This window comes from Streptomyces sp. 4F14, from assembly GCF_048159485.1.
In the GTDB taxonomy this organism is placed as follows: domain Bacteria; phylum Actinomycetota; class Actinomycetes; order Streptomycetales; family Streptomycetaceae; genus Streptomyces.
This window is the reverse complement of sequence record NZ_JBLRVY010000020.1, coordinates 1-26,296: the sequence shown is the minus strand read 5'-3', so window position 1 is coordinate 26,296 and position 26,296 is coordinate 1. Positions and strand designations below refer to the sequence as shown.

Here is a 26,296-nt window from a genome sequence, read left to right as displayed (position 1 = left end):
GCCTGTAGCGCAGTCCCACCGCTGGAGGACCGATGTCCACGCCGCCTTCCCCGCTGCCCACCGACCGGCTCCGGTTCGCCATGCCGCCGGTGCACGAGACCCTGGAGGAGGAGCGGCGCCACCGCAAGGAACGGCTCGCGGGCGCCCTGCGGATCTTCGGGCGGCTCGGGTTCGAGGACGGGGTGTCGGGGCACATCACCGCGCGGGATCCGGAGTACGGCGACTGTTTCTGGGTGAACCCGTTCGGGATGCCGTTCAAGCACGTGACGGTGAGCGATCTCGTGCTGGCGAACTCCGAGGGGCAGGTCGTGGAGGGCGACTACCACGTCAACCAGGCGGCGTTCACCGTGCACGCGCAGGTGCACGCGGCGCGGCCGGACGTCGTCGCCGTCGCGCACTGCCACTCCGTGTACGGCAGGGCGCTCGCGGCGCTCGGGGAACTGCTCGATCCGATCACCCAGGAGAGCTGCGCCTTCTTCGAGGATCACGCGCTGTACGACGCGTACACGGGCGTGACCGTCGACGCGGAGGAAGGGCGGCGGATCGCCTCGGCGTTGGGGGCGCGGAAGGCTCTTGTCCTGCGCAACCACGGGCTGTTGACCGTGGGGGACTCCGTGGACGCCGCCGCCTGGTGGTTCCTGTCGATGGAGCGGTCGAGCCAGGTGCAGCTGACGGCGAGGGCCGCCGGGCGGCCGGTGCTGATCGAGAAGCGCCAAGCGACCGCCACGCGCGAGCAGTCGGGCGCGGACCTGGTCGCGTGGATCAACTACCAGCCGCTGTGGCAGGACATCAGCCGCGGCGAACCGGACCTGCTCAGCTAGCTCCCCCTTCTTCAGCCGGTGAATCCCCTCAGGACCACGGTCTTCGTCCGCGCGAACTCCTCGTCCGTGAGCACCCCGGCGCGGTGCAGCTCGCCCAACTCCCGCAGGCGGCGCAGGAGTACGTCGTGATGGTCGGTCGGCGGCGGGGGCAGGGCCGGGGAGTCCTCGCGCAGCGGGCGGGTGGACGGGTGCGGGAGGCGGGCGGTGACGGCCGTCGCGACCAGCGCGGTGAGCAGGTCGCGGCGGGTGTTGCCCCACAGGTCCAGGGTGTACGGGTCTTTCTCCGGCGGGAGTTTCGAGAAGACCGTGTCGCGCGTGACGAACCGTAAGAAGCCGTCGTCGTAACCGGAGTTGGGCATCCACTCGACCCGGACGACGTCCCCGACGCCGATCACGCGCGGGCCCGTCGCCCGCTTCACCCGGTCCGAGGTGTCCGCCCAGTCGATGCGGACGCGGGTGCCGTCGAAGGAGACCGTGCCGTCCGAGGAGCGGACCGAGACCGGGACCGGCGGTCCCGGCAGGAGGTAGCCGGCCGTGGGGTCCTTCGGGATCTGGTCCAGGAGCAGGGCGTTGCGGATCTCCTCGGCGACGAACTCGGCGGTCCCGGCGCTGTCGGGGTCGACCGACAGGCGGTAGGGGTCGGCGGGTTCGGGGAGCCGGCCGCCGGTCGCCTGGAGGAGCGGGTCGGCGCCCTCGCGCAGCCGGATGCGCAACCGGCCGCGCCTGCGCTCCGGTTCGTAGACGACGCCGGCGACCGCCTCCAGCGGGAGCGCGACCTCGCCGTAGGTCTGCCGGAACAGGGGGACGCTGCGGTGCAGGCCGGGGGTGATCCTGACCGTCGTACCGTCGAAGGCCCAGGTCCCGTCGCGCTGGCTGATCTCGGCCATGGGGGAATTGTCCCAGGGGGGTCAACAGGGCTTCTGCGGACGTTCGGTGCTCGGTTCGTCCCGGTCGTCGGGCGGGTCAGCGGGCAAGGGTCCCGGTAGGGCACAATTCGCTCTCGTCGCACGGGAGTTGTCCGGGGTGTCCGGTCTTCTGGCGAGGGTGCACTCTGGTCGCGGGAAGGCGGTCGTCGGGCGTGGCGGTGCGGGAAGCTGGGCAGCGGGCCGGGGTCGACGCCGGGGGCGCGCACACGGGCGGATGCACGTGCGGGGGCTGCCCGCACGGGGCCCGGGAAGGACATCGGCGGGCCGTCGCCGCGTTCCTCGTGCGGCGGGACTCCTTCGCGGCCGGCGAGGGCGTGCCGGCCGCCGTGGCGCACTCCGCGTTCGCCTCCCGGCAGTGGGTGTCCGAGGAGCTGACCCAGTCCGCCGGGGACGTCGCCGAGCGGGGCCGGGCCGAGGGGGACGCCTGGCTCGCCGGGCTGTGGCGGTGGACCCTCGGCGCGGTGTGGGCGGGCGTGATCGTGCTGCTGCTCGTGCAGGCGCTCACGGCGGTCGGCGCGGGCTGGAGCAGCGCGCGGACGGCCGGGCTGCTCGCGGCGGCCGTCGTGGGGTGCGCGCTCAGTGCCGCCGCCTGGTTCCACCGGGCCCGCGGCGGGGCGCTCGCGCCGGTCATCGGCGAGGACAACCGGCTCTCCACCTCCCGTGTGATCGCCGGGAGTTGGGTGCTGGTCGTCGCCTACGCGGTGCTCGTCATCGTCGGGGAGCTGGCCGCCGCGTCCGGGCCCGCCGAGCGGGACGCGCTGATCGACGGGCTCGAACTCGCGCGGGGCGCGGGTGTGGTGACCGTCCTCGCCGTGGTCTGCGCGATTGCCGTACTGGTCAGGCGAGTTGTGGGTGTGCGGGTGCTGGCGCAGCGGCTGCAGAAGGTGCGGGCGCACCGGCCCCGGGCCGCCGACCTGCTGACCGACGACTCCGGGCGGGGGGCGTTCGCCGACATCCAGTACGTCGTGATCAGCGGGGTCGCCCTCGTGTTCACCTGTGTGCGGCTCGCCCGGCGGCCCGATCAACTCCCCGATCTGCCCTGGGGGTTGGCGCTGGTCGTGCTCGTGTCGGCGGGGACCTACCTGGCCGGGAAGTACGCCGAGGGCGGGCGGCCGGTGATCCTGTCCGTCGTCCGCTCCCGTGAGGCCGGTGACCTCGACGGGCCGATCCGGACCGGGGACGACATCGAGATCCGGGGCGCCGGGTTCGTACCGCCCGGCGCGCAGGGGGCCGACCGGCTCGCCCGGATGGTCGTCCGCATCGGGGCCGTGCATGTGCACGTGCCGCTGGTGCCGGTCGTCGGCGGGTTCAGCAACCCGACCGACGCGGTGCTGACCGTGCCGGTGCCCGCGGAGGTGGAACCCGGGCGGGTGGAGGTCCAGGTCGTGACCGCCGCCGGGGTGGAGACCGGACGGTACGCGATCGACGTCGCCGAGTAGCGCCGCGCTGTCGCTTTCCTGTCAGTCGCGGCGCACGGTGAGCCACGGGCACCCCGCGTCCGTATCGTCTGGTGAGGGGTTCACGGTGTGGTGGACGAGAGGCGGCGGACTGCTATGGCACACGGGATGCGGACGGATACCTACCCTTCCTCGGTCGGTGGGGGCGGCGGGCAGGGCTGGCGTGACCTGGCGACGCGGTACGCGCTCGTACCGCTGCGGATCTTCCTCGGCGTGACCTTCGTCTACGCCGGGATCGACAAGCTCACCGACAGCGCGTTCATGAAGGACTCCGGCGCCGGGTCCCTCGGCGACACCATGCGCGCCGTGCGCGACTCCTCGGCGATCCCCGCGCTGGTCGACCTGGCGCTGAAGAGCCCCGTCGGGTTCGGGTACGCCATCGCCCTCGGTGAACTCGCCGTCGGGCTCGGCGCGTTGCTCGGCCTGCTGACCCGGATCGCGGCCCTCGGCGGGCTGCTCATCTCGCTCAGCCTGTGGCTGACGGTGAGCTGGGCCTCGGACCCGTACTACTACGGCAACGACCTGCCGTACATGATGGCCTGGCTGCCGCTCGTGCTGGCCGGGGCGTCGGTGCTGTCGGTGGACGCGCTGCTCAAGGAACGGCGCCGCAACACCCTCTAAGGAGCCGGTTCCGCGGGAGCGCCGGGCCGGCGCGACGCCCGGCGCTTGCGGACCGTACGGGCCGTCGCGCCCGCCGCGCCCGCCAGGGCCAGGCCGAACATGACGATCGGGAACATCGCGAACCACGGCGTCTCCCACAGGCCGCCCGCGTCGCCCGCGTAGACCGCGCCCGCGAGGGCGAAGACGAGGCCCGCCAGCAGGCGGCCGGGGCGGAACTCATGACGCGGCACGGGCCACCTCCAGCTGGCCGAGGCCCACATGGACGTCGAGGTCCAGGGTGCCGGCCGGGGTCGTCCCGGCGGGCGGTGCGAGGGTGACCTCCTGGTGGCGGCCCGGTTCCACGTCCACGTCCTTCTCGTCGTCGCCCGGCAGCTGGATGTCGCCGAGCCCCACCTCGGCGCTGAGCCGCACGGTCACCCCGGCGGGGACGACCACCCGCAGCTTGCCCACCCCCACACTGACCTCCGTACCGGCCGTCGCGCCCTTCGGGAGGGCCAGGGCCGTCAGATCGAGGGTGCCCTTGCCCGTGCCCAGATCGTAGGAGCCGCGGAGCTGGGCCGCGGTGGCCGGACTCCAGGTCGTGTCCAGCCACTGCGTGGTGATGTTCTTCGGTACGGCCGTCGTCGCGGCCAGCAGCGCCGCCGTGACCAGGGCCAGGAAGAAGGAGCCAGCGCCCGTACGGCCCAGGAACGAACTCACGGCGATCCCGAGGCCCAGCACGATCAGCGCGGCCGCCAGACCCGCCTGGAGGCTCGTGCCCAGGGGGTGGTCGTCCCAGGTGGCGCTGGTCGTCACGAAGGCGGCCACCAGCGCGAGGAGGAAGAGCCGGCCGCCGATCCAGCGGGGGCCGTGCGGGCCGTGCCGGCCGCGGTGGTCGTGGCCGGCCGGGCGCGGGCGGTGGTGCAGGGTGCGGTGCAGGGAGTGGAGGCCGTGCCAGGAGAAGCCGGGCGCCGGGATGGCGTCGGCGGGCTCGCTGGGCCCCCACAGGTAGCCCGTGCCCCCGGAGTGCGTGCCGTCCTTCACGATCGGGTCGCGCCACCAGGACGGCAGCGTCGCCGTGATCGGCGGGGCCTGCGGCTCCGGCGGGGCGTCGGCGGCGGCCTGCGCGGTCAGGGGGGCCGGGTCGGAGGTGTCGCGGTGGCGCGACCAGTAGCCCGCGCCCGCGAGGAGCAGCGACAGGACGGTGGCGAAGGTGAGGACGCCGCCGTTGCGCAGCATGGACAGGAAGATGCCGCAGCCGACCAGCGCGAACAGCACGGCGGCGAGCGCCTGCCCGTCGACGCGGCCGGTCAGCAGCCGGCGTACCTCGTTCTCGCCGTCGTCCGCGTACGGGACGAAGAGCCACGCGAAGCCGTAGAAGATCAGGCCGATGCCGCCCGTCGCGGAGAGCACGGCGAGGGTGACGCGGAAGATCACCGGGTCCATGTCGCACTGCCGGCCGAGGCCCGCGCAGACACCGGCGATCAGCTTGTGGTCACGGTCGCGGCGGAAGGCGAGGGGGGCGGGGGGTTCGGGCTTGTCCGCGGTCGCGGTGGCGGCCGAGGGCCCTACGGCGCCGGCGGGCGCCGCTGCTTCGGCCGGACCGGCGGCTCCTCCCGGCCCTCCCGGTCCCGGTGCCGTCGTATCCCCCTGCCGCCCCGCGTCCGTGTCCGCGTGCGCGCCAGGGGTTCCCGACGGGCCGTTCGGCTCGTCCGGCGCGGGGGGCGCGAGGGGATCGTGATCTGCCATGTCCCCATGGTGGCGGTTCGGGGGGTGGCCGGGGAGTCGGGGCGACCCTGGTCGGACCCTGATATCGGCCCTGAGGCGGGGCCGGGGGCGCGGGGCGGGCCGGGCGGCGGGGCCGGGGTGTGCGGGGCGGCGGGATCGGTCGAGGCTCGGGGCGGGCGGGCTGCGGGATCAGGGGAGTCTCGGGGGCGAACCCTGATGTCAGGGGCAGGGCTTCCGTGTGACCATCGTCGGTATGCCGGACGTCGCGACCGCACCCCTCGTCGAACCGCGGCCCCTGCGCAAGCTCTACCGCAGCGGTGACGGCCGCTGGCTCGGCGGAGTCGCGCGAGGGCTCGCCGGACACCTCGGGCTGCCCGTGGTCTGGCTGCGGCTCATGTTCGTGGGCCTGTTCATGGCGGACGGCCTCGGCGCGCTCCTGTACGCCGCGTTCTGGTTCTTCGTACCCCTCGGCGTCGGCGGCGTCGGCGGCCAGCGCCCGCCGTCGATCGTGACGACGGAGACCGCGCCGGACGGCCGCCGCAGACTCGTCGCCCGCAAGCCCGACCGGGGCCAGATCCTCGCGCTGCTCCTCATGGTCGTCGTGACCATGGTGTTCGTCGGCAGTGTCGACGTCGGCAGCGGCGCCCGCGTCTACTTCCTGCCGCTGGTGCTGGTCGGCGCGGGGGTCGCCCTGGTCTGGCGGCAGGCGGACAACGCCCGCCGGGCCCGCTGGGTCGAGGTCGGCCGGCGCCGGCGCACCCTGACGCTGGTGCGCACCCTGGGCGGCGTCCTCCTCGTCGCCGCGGGCGTCTCCGGCGTCTTCGTCCTCCAGGGCTCGGCCGCGCACCTCGGCTCGGTCCTCCAGGCCGCGCTGGCCGTCCTCGTCGGCATCACCCTCCTCGCGGGGCCCTACCTCGTCCGGATGACGCAGGACCTCTCCGAGGAACGGCTGATGCGCATCCGAGCACAGGAGCGTGCCGAGGTCGCCGCGCACGTCCACGACTCCGTCCTGCACACCCTCACCCTGATCCAGCGGCACGCCGAGAACCCCGCCGAGGTCCGCCGCCTCGCCCGCGCGCAGGAACGCGACCTGCGCACCTGGCTGTACAAACCCGAGGGCACCGGCAAGGACGAGGCCGACGAACCGACCACGGTCGCCGACGCGGTCCGCCGCAGCGCCGCCGAGGTCGAGGACAAGCACGGCGTCCCCATCGAGGTCGTCGTGGTCGGCGACTGCGACCTCGACGAGCGGACGTCCGCACAGATGCAGGCCGCGCGTGAGGCGATGGTCAACGCCGCCAAGTACGGTGGCGAGGGCGGGGCCGTCCAGGTCTACGCCGAGGTCGAGGGGCGGACCGTCTTCGTGTCCGTCCGCGACCGGGGCCCGGGCTTCGACCCCGACACGATCCCCGCCGACCGCATGGGCGTGCGGGAGTCGATCATCGGGCGCATGGAGCGCAACGGCGGCACGGCCCGGCTGCGGGCCGTACCCGACGGGGGCACCGAAGTCGAGCTGGAGATGGAGAGGGCGGAGAAGACGTGACGAGCGAAGAGACGGGTCCCGAGCGCCGGGTACGGGTGGTCCTCGTCGACGACCACCGGATGTTCCGTACGGGCGTCCAGGCCGAGATCGGCCGCACCGACGAGACCGGCGTCGAGGTCGTCGGGGAGGCCGCGGACGTCGACCAGGCCGTCACCGTCATCACGGCGACCCGGCCCGAGGTCGTCCTCCTGGACGTCCACCTCCCCGGGGGCGGCGGCGTCGAGGTCCTGCGCCGCTGCGCCGACCTGGCGTCCGACCCGGAGCGTCCGGTGCGGTTCCTCGCGCTGTCCGTGTCCGACGCCGCCGAGGACGTCATCGGCGTGATCCGGGGCGGTGCGCGCGGGTACGTCACGAAGAACATCAACGGCACGGATCTGGTCGCCTCCGTCTTCCGTGTCCAGGAGGGCGACGCCGTCTTCTCGCCCCGCCTCGCCGGGTTCGTCCTCGACGCGTTCGCCTCCACCGACGCGCCGCCCGTCGACGAGGACCTCGACCGGCTCACCCAACGCGAGCGCGAGGTACTGCGGTTGATCGCGCGAGGGTACGCGTACAAGGAGATCGCCAAGCAGCTGTTCATCTCCGTGAAGACGGTCGAGTCCCATGTCTCGGCGGTGCTGCGGAAGTTGCAGCTCTCCAACCGGCACGAGCTGACCCGGTGGGCGACGGCTCGCCGACTGGTGTGATGTGTACGGGACTTCACACCACCCGTGTCGCCCCCGCGAACGGCATCTCGTCGATCGGGGCGATCCGTACGGGACTTGACGGGTTCGGGGCGTGGATCATCTGCCCGTCGCCGATGTACAGACCCACGTGACTGATGCCGGAGTAGAAGAACACCAGGTCGCCCGGGAGGAGTTGGGACCGGGAGACGCGCTGCCCCGCGCCGATCTGGGCGTACGTCGTGCGGGGGAGCGAGAGGCCCGCCGAGCGGTACGCCGCCTGGATCAGGCCGGAGCAGTCGAAGGCGTCGGGTCCTGTGGCGCCCCAGACGTAGGGGCTGCCGAGCTTGGCGTAGGCGTACGAGATGGCGGCGCCCGCACGGGAGTTGGGGGCCTGCGCCGGGGCTGCCGGTAGAGCGGCGCGGGTGCTTCGGGAGGCGCGGGCCGGTGTGGTTCCCGTGACCTGTTGCCTTTCCCGCTCGGAGAGTTGGGCGAGCAGCCGCCGCGCCGAGCCCAGCTTCTCCGTCACCGTCTCCTTGTGGCCACGGAGTTCGGCCCGGCGGGCCGCGAGCGACGCCAGCTCGACGCGCGCCGCGCCGCGCAGCCGTTCGACCTCGGCGAGCCGGCGCCGTACCCGGGAGACCGCCGCGGACTGACGGTCCCCCGCGCGTTCCGCGAAGGCGGCGCCGTCGAGGTAGCGGTCCGGGTCGCCGGAGAGGGCGAGGCGTACGGCGGGGTCGAGGCCGCCGGCGCGGTACTGGGCGGCGGCGAGCGAACCCAGCTTGTCGCGCTCGGAGTTGAGGTCGGCCTCCTGGCGTGCGGCCTCGTCCCGCAGGGAGTTGAGGCGGCGCTGTGCCGTGTCCGCCTTCTCCCGGGCGCCGTTGTACTGCTCGGTGGCCACCTCGGCCTCCCGGTACAGCCGGTCCACCTTCGCCTTCACCTGGGCCGCCGTCGGCGCCGGCGCGGCCTGGCCGGTCCCGTCGAAGGCCGTCGCGGTCGCCGCGCCCGCGAGGGCGAGGGTCGCCGCGGTACGGGCGGTGTGCGCGACGTTCGCGCGCTGACGGGGTTTGCGGTGCGCTGCCACTGCGTCCTCTCGTACGGGGGGAGCCGCACGTCCGGCGACGCCCCGCACAGGGGGAGCGCGACGCCGCCGGACCTTCTCGGCGGTGGTGTCCGACTGCCGCCCCTGGCCCGGGCGGCGGTGGGGAGCCGGGCACCCAGGGCCTGTCTGACAACTCCCGCCTGCCGGGCGACGCCCGGCCCGCCCTCCGGGCGGACGACGGGAGTTGTCAGACAGGCCCTGAGCCAGGACGTTAGGCCGTGCTGTGACGTTTAGGTAACGCGTTGTGCGGAAGTTGCTCCAGAGAGTTGTCGGGTGACCGTATGTGCGTACTGATCCTGCCTTCGGGGGCGGGGCGTGGCGCGGGGTTGACCGAGTGCGGGGAAGCGGCCCGGCGGGGCGGGGGCGGCTGCTACGGGGCCGGGGGCGGCTGGTTAGGCTCCGGGCTCATGGACGTACTCATCCATTTCTTCGTCGGCCTGCACATCATCGGGATCGCCGCGCTGCTCGGCGGGTTCCTCACGCAGCTGAAGGCGATGGGGCAGGGCACCGCCCGCTTCGTCCCCGGGATGCTGCACGGGGCCGGGACGATGCTGGTCACCGGGGTGATCCTGGTCGGGCTGAACCAGGCCGACGACCAGCAGGTCGACAATGTCAAGATCGGTGTGAAACTGGCGCTGCTGGTCGTCATTCTCGGACTGACCTATGTGAAGAGGGACGACGAGAAGGTCGAGAAGCCCCTTTTCGGGCTCGTCGGTCTGCTGACCGTCGTCAATATCTTCATCGCGGTGCTCTGGACCTGAGTTTCCGTTCGCTCCGTCCCGCCCGGCTGTTTACACGTGTTCAGGCCGGGCGCACCACGCTGTGGATCTCCGACGTTCCCGCGAAGTGGATGGATTCCTCGCAGATGTACGCGCCGGGGCGCGGGGCGTGGATCATCCGGCCCTCGCCGATGTAGATGCCGACGTGGGTGATCGCGTCGTGGAAGAAGATCAGGTCGCCGGGGCGGGCGTCCGGCAGGCGGATCGGTTTGCCCGCGGTGACCTGGCCGAACGCGGTGCGGGGCAGGGCCACTCCGGCGGATTTCCAGGCGGTCTGGGTGAGGCCGGGGCCGTCGAAGGAGCCGGGGCCCGCGGCGCCGAGGACGACCGGTTTGCCGAGCTGTTCACGGGCGAAGGCCAGCGCTCGTTCCGCCTCCGCGGAGACCGGGGTGGAATCCGCCGGGCGGGGGGTGGCTTTCTGCTGGCCCGCCGTGTGGAAGGAGAGGAGGGCTTGGGCCTTGCTCAGCTTTCCCTGGACGACGGATTTGGCGTCCTGGAGGTCGATCTCCGAGGCGTCGGATTCGGGAGCGGCGATTCCGGAGACGGCTGTCTCGGCTCGGCCCATTTCAGCGCCGCCCATTTCGACGCCGGCTCTTTCGGTGCCGGTCATCTCGGGGTCCGTCAGGAGGGCCGCCGGCAGGGGGAGCTCCGGGAACGACGGGTGGCTCTGCGGGAGTTCGTCGTACCAGTCCGGGATGCGGTCGGCGCTTCTCGGCGCGGCCTCGTGCCCCTCCGGCGCGGCCGGGAAACTCTCCGGCTCGGCCGTGAAGTCGTAGGTGTGGTCCTGGCCGGGGGAGACCGACGGCGGGAACGCCGGGAGTGGCGGCAGTGCGGGCGGCGGCGGAAGCAGGGGCTGCTCCTGCGCGCGGTAGCGGGCCGCCGTGTCGAGGAAGGTCTTGGCCCGCTTGGTCTCCTTCTCCTTGGCGGCCGCGTCCTTCTTCGATCCCGACTGGCTGCTGTAGAAGGCGTCGAGTTTGGCCTCGACGTCCTCCAGGGTAGGTCTGCCGTTGTCGGCGGGGTTCGGGGTGGCCTCGGCGGGCTGGGAGAACATCGCCATGGACGCGGCGGCGGCCGTGGCGAGGGCGGGGCCGCTGATGCCTGACGCGCGCATGCCCGTCCAGGGGAGCCTGCGTTGTGACGCCAAAGGAGGCGACTCCTTCCTGCTACTGCCTACCGGGTCAGCGGTGGGGGTCCCCCCAGGCTTTCGGCACTGGGGGAGGGTTCGGGCGGGGGTTGCTGCTGCGGAAGGCTGCCCTACGGCCTTCCCCGGCGGAGGTCGGCCGATTCACCCCAGGTCTCGGTGGGTCCCCGGCTCCGGCTGCCTCGCGCACGGGGGCGGGCCGGACTCGGCGGAGGCCGCGCGGCCCGGCGACGTTCGCCGGTGGGGGACAGGCGGCCTTGACCGGCACGGTAGCCAACTCGTGTGGCTTCTGTGAAGGTTGGCGGGCGATTTGCCCGATACGTTTTTGTGACCTGTGTCGAAGTCCACGCAGGTCATCACGGGTTGTGATAGGGGCGATCCGGAAGGTGAGCGTGGGGATTCCGGGGGACCGGGCCCGGCTGTCAGTGGCGCCCTCTAGACTCGGAGAGCGATGAGCAGCCTCTTTGACGACAGCTTCCTGGCGGACCTCCAGGCCCCGCGCGGGCACGCCGAGGAACCCCCTCCGCCGCCCGAGGACGAGCAGAGCCCGGAGTCGATCCCGGACGACTTGTTCGGCGGGAAGTTCGACCTGCCGCCGGACCGCGACGCCCACTACCGGGGCGGTGCCCCCCGCCCGGTGCTGGACCCGGCGGCGCTCGTCGACGGGCTGAACGACAACCAGCGCGCGGCGGTGATCCACGCCGGCTCGCCCCTGCTCATCGTCGCCGGCGCCGGTTCCGGCAAGACCCGCGTACTGACCCACCGCATCGCGTACCTGCTGGCCGAGCGGAACGTCCACCCGGGCCAGATCCTCGCGATCACCTTCACCAACAAGGCCGCCGGCGAGATGAAGGAGCGCGTGGAGCAGCTCGTCGGCCCGCGCGCGAACGCGATGTGGGTCATGACGTTCCACAGCGCGTGCGTGCGGATCCTGCGCCGCGAGTCCAAGCGGCTCGGCTTCACCTCGTCGTTCTCGATCTACGACGCCGCCGACTCCAAGCGGCTGATGGCCCTGGTCTGCCGGGATCTCGACCTCGACCCGAAGCGGTTCCCGCCGAAGTCGTTCAGCGCGAAGATCAGCAACCTGAAGAACGAGCTGATCGACGAGGAGGACTTCGCCGCGCAGGCGAGCGACGGTTTCGAGAAGACCCTTGCCCAGGCGTACGCGCTCTACCAGTCGCGCCTGCGCGAGGCCAACGCCCTCGACTTCGACGACCTGATCATGACGACCGTCAACCTGCTGCGGGCGTTCCCGGATGTCGCCGAGCACTACCGGCGGCGCTTCCGGCACGTGATGGTCGACGAGTACCAGGACACGAACCACGCGCAGTACGCGCTCGTACGCGAACTCGTGGGCAGCGAGCCGCTCGTGGGCGAGGCCGCCGACGTGCCGCCCGCCGAACTCTGCGTCGTCGGTGACGCCGACCAGTCCATCTACGCCTTCCGCGGCGCGACGATCCGCAACATCCTCCAGTTCGAGGAGGACTACCCGGACGCGACGACGATCCTGCTGGAGCAGAACTACCGCTCCACGCAGACGATCCTGAGCGCCGCCAACGCGGTCATCGAGCGCAACGAGTCCCGCAGGCCCAAGAACCTGTGGACCAACGCCGGTGACGGCGCCCGCATCACGGGCTACGTCGCCGACACCGAGCACGACGAGGCGCAGTTCGTCGCCGAGGAGATAGACCGCCTCACCGACGCGGGCGAGGCCAAGGCCGGGGACGTCGCGGTCTTCTACCGCACCAACGCCCAGTCCCGGGTCTTCGAAGAGGTCTTCATCCGCGTCGGCCTGCCCTACAAGGTCGTCGGCGGCGTCCGCTTCTACGAGCGCAAGGAGGTCAGGGACGTCCTGGCCTACCTCCGCGTCCTCGCCAACCCCGAGGACTCCGTCCCCCTGCGCCGGATCCTCAACGTCCCCAAGCGCGGCATCGGCGAGCGCGCCGAGGCGATGATCGACGCCCTCTCGCAGCGCGAGAAGATCAGCTTCCCGCAGGCGCTCAAGCGCGTCGACGAGGCGTACGGCATGGCCGCGCGCTCCGCGAACGCCGTCAAGCGGTTCAACGAGCTGATGGACGACCTCCGTACGGTCGTCGAGTCCGGCGCCGGACCCGCCACGGTCCTGGAGGCCATACTCGAACGCACCGGCTACCTCGCCGAGCTGCAGAACTCCACCGACCCCCAGGACGAGACCCGCATCGAGAACCTCCAGGAACTCGCCTCCGTGGCCCTGGAGTTCGAGCAGGAGAGCGTGTCGTCGTCGGAGGGGGAGAGCGAGACCCCGGCAGGGCTCGCCGCGTTCCTGGAGCGCGTCGCGCTCGTCGCCGACTCCGACCAGATCCCCGACGAGGGCGAGGACGGTTCGGGCGTCATCACGCTGATGACCCTGCACACCGCCAAGGGGCTGGAGTTCCCCGTCGTCTTCCTCACCGGCATGGAGGACGGGGTCTTCCCGCACATGCGCGCCCTCGGCCAGGTCAAGGAGCTGGAGGAGGAACGGCGGCTCGCGTACGTCGGGATCACGCGCGCGCGGGAACGGCTGTATCTGACGCGGTCCACGCTGCGCAGTGCGTGGGGACAGCCCTCGTACAACCCTCCCTCGCGGTTCCTGGAGGAGATTCCGGGGACGCACGTCGACTGGAAGCGGACGGGGGCGCCGGCCGCGCCGCCCATGTCGTCCGTCGCGTCGTCACTGTCGTCGTCCCGTGCCTCCCGGTCATCGGCGCAGGGTGCTTCCGGGTTCGCCACGCGGCGGGGGGCCGAGGAGAAGCCCGCTATCGCGCTGGCCGTCGGGGACCGGGTGACGCACGACCAGTTCGGGCTGGGGACCGTCGTGGGGGTCGCGGGCGCGGGGGCGAAGGCCGAGGCGACCATCGACTTCGGTGAGGGGAAGCCGAAGCGGCTGCTGCTGCGGTACGCGCCGGTCGAGAAGCTCTGAGGCGTGGCGGAGAGGTTCTGAACAGGGACGGGTTCTGAACGGGGAGACGTTCTGAACGGGGACGGGCCCTCACCTTCCTGGTGAGGGCCCGCTTCGTTTGTCGAGCGCTGCTTACGTCGGGTCCAGCCCGTGGCTGCGCAGCCACGACAGCGGGTCGATCGACGAGCCGCCGTTCGGGCGGACCTCGAAGTGCAGGTGCGGGCCCGTGGAGTTGCCGGAGTTGCCGGAGTACGCGATCGGCTCGCCCGCCTTGACCGTCGTACCCGACGCGACGCGGTAGCTGGAGAGGTGGCAGTACCAGGTCTCCGTGCCGTCCTTCGCGGTCAGGATCACCATGTTGCCGTAGGCGCTGTTCCACTGGGTGCGGACCGTGCCGTCGGTCGCGGCCATGACCGTCGTGCCGTAGGCGACGGGGAAGTCGATGCCGGTGTGCATGGACATCCAGTTGATGCCGGACTGGCCGTAGTAGGCGCTCAGGCCGTGCTGGGCCACCGGCAGCGCGTACTTGGGGCGCAGCCGCTCCAGACGGGCCGCCTCCGCCGCCGCCTTCTTCTTCTCGGCCTCCTGCTGTGCCTTGAGGTCGATGCGCTCCTGCGTGCGGCTCGCGCGGTCGGCGAACGCGTCGGCCTCCGCGCTCAGGCTCGCGAGCTGGGTGTCCAGCTTGTTGTTCGCGGCGGACGGCTTGACCGACTTCGTCTCCGCCGCGGACGCCGTCGTCTCCTTGGCGTCGTCGCTGAACGTGCCGACCGAGGCCGCGGCGATACCGGCGACGCTCATCACGCACGCCGAGGGGACGGCGACGGTCAGCAGCGCGGAGCGCTTCGCGGGGGGCTTGCGGCGGGCCGCGCGGTTCGCCGCGCGGCCGCCGGGGCGGGGGGCGGTGGGGTGCGGGAGGGCGCCGGGGTGAGCGGCGTCCGGGTGCGCGGCGTCGTAGTGCGGGGTCGTCTCTTCCTGGTCGTCCAGGAGGACGGGCAGCTCGCCGGTCTCGGTGAACTGTGCCGCCTCGAACGTCGTCGTCGGCTGCTGGTCGAAGGGGAGGTCGTGCTCGGGGAGGTCGTACGCGGCGCCGCTTGTGTCGTGAACGTCCGGCGTGCTCGCGGAGTTCCACTCCGTCGCGTCGTACGCGCCCGTGTCGAAACTCTGCGTTCCCCATTCCCACTGCTGGGTCTGGTCGGCGGTCCCGCCCGTCTGTTCAGGGGGGAGCCAGGTACGCGCGTCCCACTGGCCGGTGCCGTCCTCGGGCGCCGGGCCCTGCGCGGGGATCGCGGACAGCTGCTGGTAGTCGGCCTGCCAGCCCGTCGTGTCGTACGCGCCCGTGTCGTAGGCGGCGTGGTGCTGGGCCGCGTACGGGTCGTAGTTCAGGTTCTGGTGACTGCCCGTCTGGTCGGCCGTGGTCTGCCACGCGCCGGTGTCGTAACCGCCGGTCGCGTAGGTGCCGGTGTCGTAGCCGCTGTAGGTGACGTCGTCGTACGGGGCCTCCTGGGTGCCGTACGACGCCGAGTGCGCCGGGTCGGCGTCGGAAGCCGGGGCCGGGGTGGTCAGGGTCCCCGACGGGTGACGATCGTTCACCAACTTCTCTTTCGCCTCGACAACAGGGGCTGCCAGAGCAGTGCGGTGACTGTACCCGGCGGTACGCGGGCACGACAATCTTCGTCAGGTTTCGCCCTTGCGGGAAACGGGCATTCGGCCGTGTTTCGGGGGACGGCGGGCGCGGGTTTGGGGATGTGTTCGAAGGGTGTTCGAGGTGGGGTGCGGTTTCGGGGGTGGTGTTCGGGGTGTCTCAGGCGACCGTCAGGCCGGTTTGGCGTGTGCCGGACGCCGGGTTCGGGAGGTCCTTCGAGAGGTCCTTCGGGAGGTCCGTGTCCAGTGCCTCGCGTATGCCCGCCGCCACCGCCGGGTGCACCGGGAGGGCGAGGTGGCCGATGCCGGTGACCCGTACGTTCTCGGCCCGCAGGTCCGGGTGGTCGACACACGCCGTCTCCGGCGGGTCCATCACCTGGTCCATGTCGCTCCAGAAACTCACGAAACGCGTCCGGCAGCCCGGCGCGGGGCGCTCCAGCTCCGCCATGACCGGTGAGCCGGGGCGCATCTGGCGCACGATCGGGTGCGCGTTCGCCAGCGGGACCGCGCGCGTGCCCCCGTGCGGGGTGCCGAGCGTGACCAGCGTGCGGACGCGGGTGTCGCCGCCGAGGCGCTGCACGTAGTAACGGGCGATCAGGCCGCCGAGGCTGTGCCCGACCACGTCCACCTGACGGCTGCCCGTGCGCTCGCACACGTCCTCTATGTGCCGGGCCAGCAGCTCCGCCGCCGTACGGATGTCGCAGGTCAGGGGGGAGTAGTTGAGCGAGGTGAGCGGGCGGGTGCCGTGCTGTGCGAGGGCCCGGCGCAGGAGGACGAAGACCGAGCGGTTGTCGATGAAGCCGTGCAGGAGGACCACCGGGGGGCGGGGGGTGGCCGGGAGTCGGGGGGCCTGGTCGTCCGGGGTGTCGGGGGCGGGGCTCGGGCGCTCCTGGGTGATGCCGGTGGGGTAGAGGAGGAGGTGACCGGCGAGGATCGCGAGCTCCAGGGCCGTCGCTTTCAGCAGGGCCGTGGAGAGGGTGGTCAGGCAGGCGGGGACCAGGCGTTTGAGGGGGTGCGGGAGGGGGAGGGGTGCGGCTTCGGCCGGTGGCAGGGGGTCGGTGTGCGCCGGGAGGCGGGCCCCGGGCGCCTGGTCCTGGGGCGTCGTGGTCTCTGCGGTGGGTGTCATGGCCGGCCTCCTCCTGTCGGCGCACGGGAGGAGCGGCTCTGTTCCCCCGTGTGCCCTCGTGGGAGGCCGGGCGGAGGGGGTCGGTGAGGCGGTGGGGGCGGTGCGGAGGGGTGGCCGGGCGGCGCGGTCCTCGGTGCCGGGTGCGCGGTCCCGGTCGCCTGTGGTGCTCGGCGTCCGTGGTGCCGTCGCCCTGGCCGTCCGTGGTGTGTGAACGGTGTGTGAGTAGTGGTGCCCGAACTGCTGCCCGTGACGCGGCGAGGCTCCTTGCCGGTGTGGCGACGAGGCTTCCCCGCTGTCGTGCCGTACCTGCTCTGCTCGTGCGCTCCCCCAGGGCCGGTGGCCCGGGAGGTGCCCCCAGTCGCCTGCGCCGACTCGCCGTACCGCCGCGGCGCGCGGCCTCGGCGCGGCGGTACAGCGACCTCGTTGCGGCTCCCGTTGCGCTTGTTCCCCCGTGCTGCGAGGGGAGCGGTGCGCGGCGAACGTTTCCCACTGTGTGATGTGCCCCTCGCCCTCCGCCGCGAAACGGCAGGTTGCGGGAAGCTGTAGGAAACGTTCGTTCACTTCTCGTGCCACTGTGGGGCTGGGTCGTCCGTGCCGCAGGGGTACCGACGGGGCAGTCCCTTCAGGGAGGCAGTGATGGGTGTGGCAGCCGGGCGGATCCGTGTCGTGGTGGCCAAGCCGGGGCTCGACGGCCACGATCGCGGGGCCAAGGTCATCGCGCGGGCGCTGCGCGACGCGGGCATGGAGGTCATCTACACCGGCCTCCACCAGACTCCCGAGCAGATCGTCGACACGGCGATCCAGGAGGACGCCGACGCGATCGGCCTCTCCATCCTCTCCGGCGCGCACAACACGCTCTTCCCCGCGGTCATCGCCCTCCTGCGCGAGCACTCCGCCGACGACATCCTCGTCTTCGGCGGCGGCATCATCCCGGAGGCCGACATCCCGGCCCTCAAGGAACAGGGCGTCGCGGAGATCTTCACGCCGGGGGCGACGACTCAGTCGATCGTGGAGTGGGTGCGGGGGAACGTACGGCAGTCGGCGGTCTCCGGGGGGTGAGGGGGCCGCGGGCGGGAGCGGTGGCCGGAGGGGCGGGGGCAGGGGGTCGCCGGTGGGCCGACTCCCTTGCGGGCGCCGGGTGCCGCTGGAGACGAGGGTGTCCCTCGGGGGCGGGTGCTTCCTGACGAGCACCCTTCGGGAGGCACGTACGACGGCATCCCTGACGCGGGACAGCTTCCGGCTTGCCGGTGTGGGCCGACGCGTCCCCGCGTCCGCCGGCGTCACGGGGCCTCCGTGTCGTCGCTCCGCCAGGAGGGCCGCGCTCACGCCAGCCCTCTGAGACGCGCCGCCCCGTCGGAAGCGGGGGTTACCCCACGAGGGGCCTCCACCCCCAACCCGACGGCGCCAGTAACCGGTTCCCGCGCAGCGCCTGCCCATCCTCAGCCGGACGGTGCCTCGGCGGCTGGGGCCGTATTCCGCGTGACGTGCTCTCACCCCTGGCTTCACGTCTTGCCTCCCGCAGCAGCCGTCATCCGCGCAACCCGCCCCCACCTCCGGCCTCACAGCCTCCCGCCCGCAGCGGCCGTCGCCTGAGCAACACACCCTCATCTCCGGTCCCAGCGCCTCCCGCCCGCAGCAGCCGTCCCCCGCGCAACACGCCCCCCGCCTCACGCCCTCCACCTCACTCACCCTCCAGCTCCCGCCGCATCTCGCCGCGCAGCCTCAGCGTCGCCGCGAGTCGTTGGAACGCCTCTGCCCAGTAACTCCCGGCGCCGGGCGCGGTGTTCTCGGATTCCTCCGGGACGGAGAGGAGGGCGTCGAGGCGGGTGGCCTCCTCGGGGGCGAGGCAGCGTTCGGCGAGGCCCATGACGCCGCTGAAGCTCCAGGGGTAGCTGCCGGCGTCGCGGGCGATGTCGAGGGCGTCGACGACGGCGCGGCCGAGGCCCGGCGCCCAGGGAACCGCGCAGATCCCGAGGAGCTGGAACGCCTCGGAGAGCCCGTGCGCGGCGATGAACCCGGCGACCCAGTCGGCACGTTCACCCGACGGCAGGGTCCCGAGGAGCCGGGCGCGCTCGGCCAGGGAGACGGCACCGGGCCCGCCCGCCCCCGGCGCCGAGGGCGCACCGAGCAGCGCCCGGGACCACTCCGCGTCCCCCTGCCGCACGGCGGCCCGGCACCACGCCGCGTGCAGCTCACCGGCCCACCCGTCCGCGACCGGCAGCGCGACGATCTCCTCCGGCGTACGGCCCCCCAGCCGCGCCGGCCATGCCCCGAGCGGCGCCGCCTCCACCAACTGCCCCAGCCACCACGACCGTTCGCCCCGCCCCGTCGGAGCCGTCCTGATCACGCCGTCGCGCTCCATGTCCGCGTCGCACTCGTGCGGTGCCTCCACCCCGATCGTCGGGACCTCGGCCATGTGGTCGACGGCGACGCACGTACCGGCGCGGGCCGCCATCCGCGCGGCGAGCGCGGAACCCGGCAGCGTGGAGAGCAGCTCCGCCGCCGTCGAGCGGACGTTGCGGCTGCGGTCGGAGAGCGCCTGTTCGAGGAACGGCTCGTCGCGGGGCCCGAGCCCCGCCCGCAGGGAGTCCAGGAACATCAGACGGTCCTCGGCGCGTTCGGTCGGCCAGGTCGCCGCGAGCAGTTCACGTGCCCCGTCGGCGTCCCGTGCGCGGAGCGCGGCGAGCAGGGTGACCCGCTCCGCGAACAGCCCCTCCTCCCACAGCCGCCGGATCCGCTCGGCCTCCTCCGGCCCCGGCAGCGCCACCCCGTCCCCGGCCGTCGCCCGCAGCGCGAACCGCCAGTCCGGGTTGAGCCGCGCCAGCCACAGCGCCCTCGGCCCCGCGAACTCCAGCGCCGCGGGCCGCAGATCGGTCCGGGCCCGGGCCGCGTCCAGCAGCGCGGGGAGGAGCTGCGGGGGTGGCGCGTACCGGTGTGCGTTGGCCGTCGCCAGCCACTGCGGGAGCAGCTCCATGAGGTCCGGGGCGGCACCTCTCCGGCCGCCTGCCTGCGCGGCGCGGTCGGCGAGCAGGAGCGCCAGTCGCCGGGCCGCCGGAGCCGGGAGGGGGCGGCGGAGGTCTTCCGGGGACGCCGGGAGGGGCGGCGCGGCGGGGCCGGGGAGGAGACCGGCCCTGCGGCGGAGGGTCTCCGTGGCCGCTGTGTCCAGGAGCGCGGTGGGGGCGTCCTGGCTCGGACCGGCGTCCTGGCTCGGGCCGTGTCCGTCGGGCGGGGCTGGTGCTCGCCCTTGTGGTGAACCTGGCGGCGTATCTCCTTGCGGCGAACCCGGCGCCGTACCCCTTCGCGGCGAACCCGGCGCCGTATCCCCGCCCGGCCTCCCCGTGGCCGGGCGCCTGTTCGTGCCCAGCAGTGCTGCCGTGACCAACTCGTCCCAGAGGTCGGATGCTGAGGTGCCGTTCATGTCGCGCCGTCCTTCCCTGCCGTATCCCTGCTGCATCCGTGTCGTATTCGTGCCGTTTCGGTGCCTTCACGAGGAGATCGGACCGAACAGCCCGATCGGTTCACCCCGAACGGGTGACCATGCCGTGAGCGGCGTGAAACCCCGGTGTCCGCACTCGCCGAAGACCTTGACGGGGGCGCCGCCCGAGAGGGCGACGAGACGCCAGAGGCCGGAGCGGGACAGGGCGGCCGGGGTGAGGGGAAGCGCGGTCTTCCCTTCCGCGTCGGAGAGTTGCCAGGTGTCGCCCACCGGGACCGGGACGACCCCGTCCAGGGTCACCGGCACGGAGTCCAGCCAGGGATCGTCCTGGAGGGCGGTGCCGTACCGGGCGGTGGCCTCGGCCGGGGTGATGCCGGGCGGGCGAAGAGATGTGGGCGTCGGCGCGCTGGTCAGGTCGCCCAGGGCGACCCGGGGGCCCGCCGGGTAGGGCGTGACCTCCAGGTGCAGGGAGAGGCCGACGGGCAGGGCGAGTTCGGGGGCGCGGCCCGCGGGACCGTAGGAGAGGACCAGGGCCGTTCGGCCGGTGGCCGCGCCGTGCAGCCAGATGCGGCGGGTCGTCAGTCTGCCGTCGGACGTGTCGTACTGGGCGAGGACGAGCCAGTCGTCACGGACCGGCGGGCCCGCCGGGGTCGCGGGCAGGCCGACGTGGGTGCGGACCGCCGCCGCCAACTCCTCGGGCAGGCCGGCCCGGTGGAGCCAGGCCCGGGTCAGGAGGTGCAGCAGGGCGCACTCCTCCAGCAGCCGGGACGGCCAGCCGGGGCCGGAGGACGGTATCGCGCCCACCTCGCGCACGCGCGCGGCGAGCCCCGGCGCCTGCGCGTCGACCATCCGGGCCGCCGTCTCCTCCCACAGCCCGTACCCCTCCCGCTCGACCCCCGCGAGCCCCGACCGGACCAGATCGGCGAGCCGCTGCTCCAACTCCACGACGCCCGCGGTGATCCGCGCCGCCCGCCGCTCGGCCCGCCGCCGCGCCCCCTCGGGGTCGGCCGGGCCGTCGACCTTCCCCGGCGACGGAGCCCGGACCCAGTCCGGCGCCACCCCCTCCCGCACAGCCGGATCCTCCGCCGCCCAGAGCAGCAGCAGCCCCAGCACGTGCTTGCACGGCGACTTCCGGCTCGCGCACCCGCACACGGCCACCCGCTCGGTCCCCGAGAGGTCGGCGAACGCCCGGTACGACGCCCCGCCCGCCTCGTACACCCCCCACACCACTCCCGCCCCGGAGCAGCCGGCACCCGACCACCGCCCGGCGTCGGCCAGTTCGTTTCCCGCTTTTCGCGACGCGTCGTCAGGCGCCAGTGCCAGCACCTGGTCCGCGGTCCGGCGCACCCCCTGCTGAGTCATGACACCGACGGTAGAACCCCCCACTGACAATTGCCCTCGGCGGAGCGTTTTCGCAGGTCAGAGTGATTGTCAGTGGGGTGGTGCATGGTGGAACCAGATCCGAACCGGCCGAGCTGGAGGGGGCCTCAGCCATGTCTGTCACCGCTGGACCGACGTCCGCCGAACCGACCCAGAACCACGCCGTCCTGCGACCGCACGCCGAGATCGCCTTCGCGTCCGAACTCGCCGCGCTGGCCGCGCAGGACGACCGTCCGCGCCCTCCGAACTGGAAGCTGTCACCGTGGGCGGTGGCGACGTACCTGCTGGGCGGCGAGCTGCCCGACGGCTCGGTGATCTCGCCGAAGTACGTGGGCCCGCGCCGGATCGTGGAGGTCGCCGTCTCCACGCTCGCCACGGACCGCGCCCTCCTCCTGCTGGGCGTGCCCGGCACCGCCAAGACGTGGGTGTCGGAGCACCTCGCGGCGGCGGTCAGCGGCGACTCGACGCTCCTCGTGCAGGGCACTGCGGGGACGCCGGAGGAGGCGATCCGCTACGGCTGGAACTACGCGCAGCTCCTGTCGCAGGGGCCGAGCCGCGCCGCCCTCGTCCCGAGCCCGGTGCTGCGGGCGATGGCGGAGGGGATGACGGCCCGCGTCGAGGAGTTGACGCGCATCCCGGCCGACGTGCAGGACTCGCTGATCACGATCCTGTCGGAGAAGACCCTCCCCGTGCCCGAGCTGGGGCAGGAGGTGCAGGCCGTGCGCGGGTTCAACGTCATCGCGACGGCCAACGACCGCGACCGGGGGGTCAACGAGCTGTCCAGCGCGCTGCGCCGCCGCTTCAACACGGTCGTGCTGCCGCTGCCCGCGAGCGCGGAGGCGGAGGTCGAGATCGTCGCCCGGCGCGTCGAGCAGATCGGCCGCTCCCTGGACCTCCCGCCCCTGCCGGACGGCATCACCGAGATCCGGCGCGTCGTGACGGTCTTCCGGGAACTGCGCGACGGGATCACCGCCGACGGCCGCACCAAGGTCAAGTCGCCCAGCGGCACGCTCTCCACGGCGGAGGTCATCTCCGTCGTCACGGGCGGCCTCGCGCTCGCCGCCCACTTCGGCGACGGCGTCCTGCGCCCGGCCGACGTCGCCGCCGGGATCCTCGGCGCGGTCGTCCGCGACCCGGCGTCCGACCGGGGCGTCTGGCAGGAGTACCTGGAAGCGGTCGTCCGCGAGCGCGAGGGCTGGACGGACTTCTACCGCGCCTGCCGGGAGGCGAGCGCGTGACCGACGACAACGACGGCAACGACGACAAGCGGCCGGAAAGGAGGTGAGGACGATGAAGCTGCTGGGGGTACGGCACCACGGACCGGGTTCGGCCCGCGCCGTGACCAGGGCGCTGGCGGAGGCGCGGCCCCGGGTCGTGCTGATCGAGGGCCCCGCCGACGCGGACGCGCTGGTCCCGCTCGTCGCCCACCCGCGCATGCGCGCGCCGGTCGCCCTCCTGGCCCACGTCGTGGACGAGCCCGGCAGGTCCGCGTTCTGGCCCTTCGCCGAGTTCTCCCCGGAGTGGGCGGCCCTGACCTGGGCGCTCGCACACGGCGCGGAGGCCCGCTTCATCGACCTGCCGGCCGCCCACACCCTCGCGTCACCCCCGGAGACCGCCCCCACCGCCGTACGCGTCGACCCCCTGCGCGCCCTCGCCGGGGCCGCCGGGTACGACGACCCGGAGCGCTGGTGGGAGGACGTCGTCGAACACCGGGGGACGGGCGACCCGTTCGCCGCCGTCGAGGAGGCCATGGGCGCGGTCCGCGCGGCGCACGACGACCAGGAGGACCCGCGGGACGCCGTACGGGAAGCCCATATGCGGCTCCACGCGCGCGCGGCGGTCAAGGAGTTCGGCGAGGACGGTGTGGCCGTCGTGTGCGGGGCGTGGCACGTGCCAGCGCTGCGGCGTCGTACGACCCTCGCCGCCGACCGGGCGCTCCTCAAGGGGCTGCCGAAGGCCAGGGCCGAGCTGACCTGGGTGCCGTGGACGTATCGCAGGCTCGCGCGGGCGGGCGGGTACGGCGCGGGCATCGAGTCGCCGGGCTGGTACGGGCACCTGTTCAGCGCGCCGGACCGGCCGGTCGAGCGGTGGATGACGAAGGTCGCGCGCCTGCTCAGGGACGAGGACCGGATCGTCTCCCCGGCGCACGTCATCGAGGCCGTACGGCTCGCCGACACGCTCGCCGCGCTGCGGGGACGGCCGCTCGCGGGGCTCGGCGAGGCGACCGACGCGGTGCGCGCGGTGCTGTGCGAGGGGTCGGACGTACCGCTGGCGCTCGTGTGGGACCGGCTCGTCGTCGGGGACGTCATGGGGGAGGTCCCCGACGAGGCGCCCGCCGTGCCGCTGCGCCGCGATCTGGAGCGCGAGCAGCGCCGGCTGCGGCTGCGCCCCGAGGCCGCCGAGCGGGAGACCGACCTCGACCTGAGGGGCGACACCGACGCCGCGCGCAGCCGCCTGCTGCACCGGCTGCGCCTGCTCGGCGTCGACTGGGGCACACCGCTGGAGACACGCGGCGCCACCGGCACGTTCCGGGAGACCTGGCGGCTGCGCTGGGAACCCGAACTGGCCGTAAGGATCGCCGAGGCGGGCGGCTGGGGGACGACGGTCCAGGCAGCCGCGACCGCGAAGGCCCGGGCCGACGCCGCGGCCGCGCGAACCCTCGCCGAGGTCACCGCCCTCGCCGAGCACTGCCTCCTGGCGGGCCTGTCCGACGCCCTCCCGGCGGTCATGCGGGCGCTCGCCGACCGCGCGGCCCTCGACACCGACGTCGGCCACCTCGCCCAGGCGCTCCCCGCGCTCGTGCGCGCCCTGCGCTACGGCGACGTCCGGGGCACCGACACCGGCGCCCTCGCCGAGGTCGCCGCCGGGCTCGCCCTGCGGATCTGCGTCGGCCTGCCCGCCGCCTGTACCGGCCTCGACACCGACGCGGCCGGCGAGCTCCGGGACCACGTCGACGCCGTCCACGGGGCCGTGGCGCTGCTCGTGGAAGGCACCGGAAAGGAGGGCACCGGAAAGGAGGGCACCGGAGGAGACCTGGGCGCACGCTGGAGAGGCGTCCTGCGCACGCTCGCCGAGCGGGACTCGGTCGCCGCCGTGATCCGCGGGCGCGCGGCACGCCTCCTGCTGGACGGCGGGGACGCCGGCCCCGAGGAGGCCGCCCGCTGGATGGGGCTCGCCCTGTCCCCGGGGACCGCGCCGAGGCAGGCCGCCGACTGGGTCGAGGGGTTCGTCGGCGGGGGAGCGGGCGGCGGACTGCTGCTCGTCCACGACGAACGGCTCCTCGCGATCGTCGACACCTGGCTCACCGGCGTGTCCGAGGAGGCGTTCGTGGACGTACTGCCGCTGCTGCGGCGGACGTTCGCGGCCTTCGACGCCGGAGTGCGGCGGGCGCTGGGCGAGGTCGTGCGGCGCGGGAGCGCGGCCGGGGCGGGGACGAGGGTCACCGGGTTCGCCGAGGAACTCGACGCCGTCCGGGCCGAGGCGGTCGTACCCGTGGTGCGGCTCCTGCTCGGGACACGTGAGGGGGCAGGTTAGCGGGGGTTGGCCGTGGTTGGCCGAGATTTTCAGGGATTGAGAAATTGGTGAGCGGATGAGTGAACCGATGGGGGAGGCTGGGGCGATCGATGAGTGAGGGGCCGGAAATCCAGGCAACTACCCGACTCATAAAACGAATTGACGAATCATCAGACAAGCGGGAAGCCGCCGGGGAGACCTGGTGGCGACGGTCGAGGGGGAGGTGAAGACGGTGACGGACACGAACGGACTCGCACAGGACGACGCGGCGCGGGAGCGGCTGCGGCGATGGCGGCTGGTGCTCGGGGGAGCGGAAGCGGAGGGGACCGGATGGGAACCGCAGGGGCGGGACGCGGGGATGGACGCGGCGCTGGGAGCCCTGTACGGAAAGGAGGGGGAGCGGCAGGGGAGGGGAGCGGGGCTCGGGGCGTCCGCGCCGTCGGTGGCCCGCTGGCTGGGGGACGTACGGACGTACTTTCCCTCGCCGGTCGTCCAGGTCATGCAGCGGGACGCCGTCGAGCGCCTAGGGCTCGCGTCCCTGCTGCTGGAGCCGGAGATGCTGGAGGCCGTCGAAGCCGACGTGCACCTCGTCGGCACCCTGCTCTCGCTCGACCGGGCACTCCCGGAGACCACCAGACAGACGGCACGGGCCGTCGTCCGCAAGGTCGTCCGGGATCTGGAGAAGCGGCTCGCCGGGCGGACCAGGACCGCCCTTCGGGGAGCGCTCGACCGCAGCGCGCGGACGGGGCGGCCACGCCCGCGCGACATCGACTGGAACCGCACCATCGCCGCCAACCTCCGGCACTACCTCCCGGACCACGGGACGGTCGTACCGGAGCGGCTCGTCGGATACGGGCGGGCGGCACAGTCACTCGACAAGGGGGTAATGCTATGCGTGGATCAATCGGGTTCGATGGCGTCGTCGCTGGTGTACGCGGCGGTGTTCGGGTCGGTGCTGGCGTCTTTGAGGACGATCAGCACGCGACTCGTCGTGTTCGACACGTCGGTCGTTGATCTGACCGACCAGCTCGACGACCCGGTCGACGTCCTGTTCGGGACGCGGCTGGGCGGCGGGACCGACATCAACCGCGCGCTCGCGTACTGCCAGGCGCGCATCGAGCGGCCCGCCGACACCGTCGTCGTACTGATCAGTGATCTCTACGAGGGAGGGATCCGGGGCGAGATGCTCAAGCGGGTCGCCGCGATGAAGGCGGCCGGCGTGGAGTTCGTCGCCCTCCTCTCCCTCTCCGACGAAGGGGCTCCGGCCTACGACCGGGAGCACGCCGCCGAACTGGCGGCCCTGGGAGTACCCGCCTTCGCCTGCACCCCGGAGCTGTTCCCCGAGGTGATGGCCGCGGCGCTGGAGAGGCGGCCGCTGCCGGTACCGGAGGCGGTCTGAGTACCGGGGGAGCGGGGGGGGGGGGCCCCCCCCCCCCCCCCCCCGGCCCGCGGGGGCCGCAACAAACCCGCCGGGGGCCACAATTTACACGTATCAACCCGCCGGTGTGTCCCCCGCGTTTTTTGGGG

The 26,296-nt window shown here is 73.2% G+C and carries 20 protein-coding genes; 11 read left to right on the top strand and 9 right to left on the bottom strand.

From position 1 onward, the window contains the following. Positions 1-32 precede the first annotated feature (32 nt). Entirely contained in the window at positions 33-821 is a 789-nt protein-coding gene (locus ACLZOT_RS30240; RefSeq protein WP_416972300.1) for a class II aldolase/adducin family protein, read from the top strand. An 11-nt stretch (positions 822-832) separates the two neighbouring features. Here ACLZOT_RS30240 and ACLZOT_RS30235 read toward each other — a convergent pair whose 3' ends face one another. Further along, positions 833-1,708 (bottom strand): DUF4429 domain-containing protein, encoded by an 876-nt coding sequence (locus tag ACLZOT_RS30235; RefSeq protein WP_416972299.1) that lies wholly within the window; start codon positions 1,706-1,708, stop codon positions 833-835. A gap of 191 nt (positions 1,709-1,899) precedes the next feature. Here ACLZOT_RS30235 and ACLZOT_RS30230 point away from each other — a divergent pair, with 191 nt between their 5' ends. Both ACLZOT_RS30230 and ACLZOT_RS30225 read left to right on the top strand, forming a co-directional pair. Continuing rightward, positions 1,900-3,186, top strand: coding sequence for a hypothetical protein (locus ACLZOT_RS30230; protein WP_416972298.1), 1,287 nt, complete (start codon positions 1,900-1,902; stop codon positions 3,184-3,186). A 114-nt stretch (positions 3,187-3,300) separates the two neighbouring features. Beyond that, complete coding sequence (locus ACLZOT_RS30225) at positions 3,301-3,825, top strand: DoxX family membrane protein (RefSeq protein WP_416972297.1); 525 nt, start codon at positions 3,301-3,303, stop codon at positions 3,823-3,825. Here the strand turns inward: ACLZOT_RS30225 and ACLZOT_RS30220 are convergent. Next, positions 3,822-4,055, bottom strand: a complete 234-nt coding sequence (locus tag ACLZOT_RS30220; protein ID WP_416972296.1) for a hypothetical protein — start codon at positions 4,053-4,055, stop codon at positions 3,822-3,824. The two genes, ACLZOT_RS30225 and ACLZOT_RS30220, sit on opposite strands and share 4 nt — an antisense overlap. Next, the gene (locus ACLZOT_RS30215; RefSeq protein ID WP_416972295.1) at positions 4,042-5,553 is read right to left on the bottom strand and encodes a PspC domain-containing protein; all 1,512 of its coding nucleotides are present in this window, start codon (positions 5,551-5,553) and stop codon (positions 4,042-4,044) included. The genes ACLZOT_RS30220 and ACLZOT_RS30215 overlap by 14 nt, the downstream gene beginning before the upstream one ends. Before the next feature lie 232 nt (positions 5,554-5,785). Here ACLZOT_RS30215 and ACLZOT_RS30210 point away from each other — a divergent pair, with 232 nt between their 5' ends. Together ACLZOT_RS30210 and ACLZOT_RS30205 are read left to right on the top strand one after the other, a co-directional pair. Next, on the top strand, positions 5,786-7,075 hold the full coding sequence (locus tag ACLZOT_RS30210; RefSeq protein WP_416972437.1) for a PspC domain-containing protein: 1,290 nt from the start codon (positions 5,786-5,788) through the stop codon (positions 7,073-7,075). Further along, positions 7,072-7,758, top strand: a complete 687-nt coding sequence (locus ACLZOT_RS30205; protein ID WP_029183585.1) for a LuxR C-terminal-related transcriptional regulator — start codon at positions 7,072-7,074, stop codon at positions 7,756-7,758. Before ACLZOT_RS30210 ends, ACLZOT_RS30205 begins: the two co-directional genes overlap by 4 nt. A 13-nt stretch (positions 7,759-7,771) precedes the next feature. On the opposite strand, the gene ACLZOT_RS30200 is transcribed toward ACLZOT_RS30205, so the two are convergent. After that, positions 7,772-8,818: an NlpC/P60 family protein gene (locus tag ACLZOT_RS30200; protein ID WP_416972294.1), complete on the bottom strand. Its 1,047-nt coding sequence runs from the start codon at positions 8,816-8,818 to the stop codon at positions 7,772-7,774. Positions 8,819-9,243: 425 nt separating this feature from the next. Between ACLZOT_RS30200 and ACLZOT_RS30195 the strand changes: the two genes are divergently transcribed. Continuing rightward, a complete protein-coding gene (locus ACLZOT_RS30195) occupies positions 9,244-9,597 on the top strand; it encodes a hypothetical protein (protein WP_416972293.1) in 354 nt (117 codons plus the stop codon). 40 nt (positions 9,598-9,637) lie between these two features. Here the strand turns inward: ACLZOT_RS30195 and ACLZOT_RS30190 are convergent, their stop codons facing one another. Beyond that, positions 9,638-10,726, bottom strand: coding sequence for a C40 family peptidase (locus ACLZOT_RS30190; RefSeq protein WP_416972292.1), 1,089 nt, complete (start codon positions 10,724-10,726; stop codon positions 9,638-9,640). 481 nt (positions 10,727-11,207) lie between these two features. Here ACLZOT_RS30190 and pcrA point away from each other — a divergent pair, with 481 nt between their 5' ends. Next, positions 11,208-13,694 (top strand): DNA helicase PcrA, encoded by a 2,487-nt coding sequence (gene pcrA, locus ACLZOT_RS30185; protein ID WP_416972291.1) that lies wholly within the window; start codon positions 11,208-11,210, stop codon positions 13,692-13,694. 111 nt (positions 13,695-13,805) lie between these two features. On the opposite strand, the gene ACLZOT_RS30180 is transcribed toward pcrA, so the two are convergent. Beyond that, positions 13,806-15,263 carry a M23 family metallopeptidase gene (locus ACLZOT_RS30180; RefSeq protein ID WP_416972290.1) on the bottom strand — a complete coding sequence of 486 codons (1,458 nt, stop codon included), beginning with the start codon at positions 15,261-15,263 and terminating at the stop codon, positions 13,806-13,808. 211 nt (positions 15,264-15,474) lie between these two features. Then, entirely contained in the window at positions 15,475-16,440 is a 966-nt protein-coding gene (locus tag ACLZOT_RS30175; protein ID WP_416972289.1) for an esterase/lipase family protein, read from the bottom strand. Positions 16,441-17,076: 636 nt separating this feature from the next. Between ACLZOT_RS30175 and ACLZOT_RS30170 the strand changes: the two genes are divergently transcribed. Further along, positions 17,077-17,499 carry a cobalamin B12-binding domain-containing protein gene (locus tag ACLZOT_RS30170; protein ID WP_416972288.1) on the top strand — a complete coding sequence of 141 codons (423 nt, stop codon included), beginning with the start codon at positions 17,077-17,079 and terminating at the stop codon, positions 17,497-17,499. 622 nt (positions 17,500-18,121) lie between these two features. On the opposite strand, the gene ACLZOT_RS30165 is transcribed toward ACLZOT_RS30170, so the two are convergent. Together ACLZOT_RS30165 and ACLZOT_RS30160 are read right to left on the bottom strand one after the other, a co-directional pair. Continuing rightward, on the bottom strand, positions 18,122-19,858 hold the full coding sequence (locus ACLZOT_RS30165) for a DUF5691 domain-containing protein (protein ID WP_416972287.1): 1,737 nt from the start codon (positions 19,856-19,858) through the stop codon (positions 18,122-18,124). A gap of 66 nt (positions 19,859-19,924) precedes the next feature. Further along, complete coding sequence (locus tag ACLZOT_RS30160; RefSeq protein WP_416972286.1) at positions 19,925-21,238, bottom strand: SWIM zinc finger family protein; 1,314 nt, start codon at positions 21,236-21,238, stop codon at positions 19,925-19,927. A 131-nt stretch (positions 21,239-21,369) separates the two neighbouring features. Between ACLZOT_RS30160 and ACLZOT_RS30155 the strand changes: the two genes are divergently transcribed. The 3 genes from ACLZOT_RS30155 (at position 21,370) to ACLZOT_RS30145 (ending at position 26,168) form a co-directional block, all read left to right on the top strand. After that, positions 21,370-22,494 carry an ATP-binding protein gene (locus tag ACLZOT_RS30155; RefSeq protein ID WP_416972285.1) on the top strand — a complete coding sequence of 375 codons (1,125 nt, stop codon included), beginning with the start codon at positions 21,370-21,372 and terminating at the stop codon, positions 22,492-22,494. Positions 22,495-22,546: 52 nt separating this feature from the next. Continuing rightward, entirely contained in the window at positions 22,547-24,790 is a 2,244-nt protein-coding gene (locus ACLZOT_RS30150; protein WP_416972284.1) for a DUF5682 family protein, read from the top strand. Positions 24,791-24,971: 181 nt separating this feature from the next. Beyond that, positions 24,972-26,168, top strand: a complete 1,197-nt coding sequence (locus tag ACLZOT_RS30145) for a VWA domain-containing protein (RefSeq protein WP_416972283.1) — start codon at positions 24,972-24,974, stop codon at positions 26,166-26,168. The last annotated feature ends 128 nt before the right edge of the window (positions 26,169-26,296 follow it).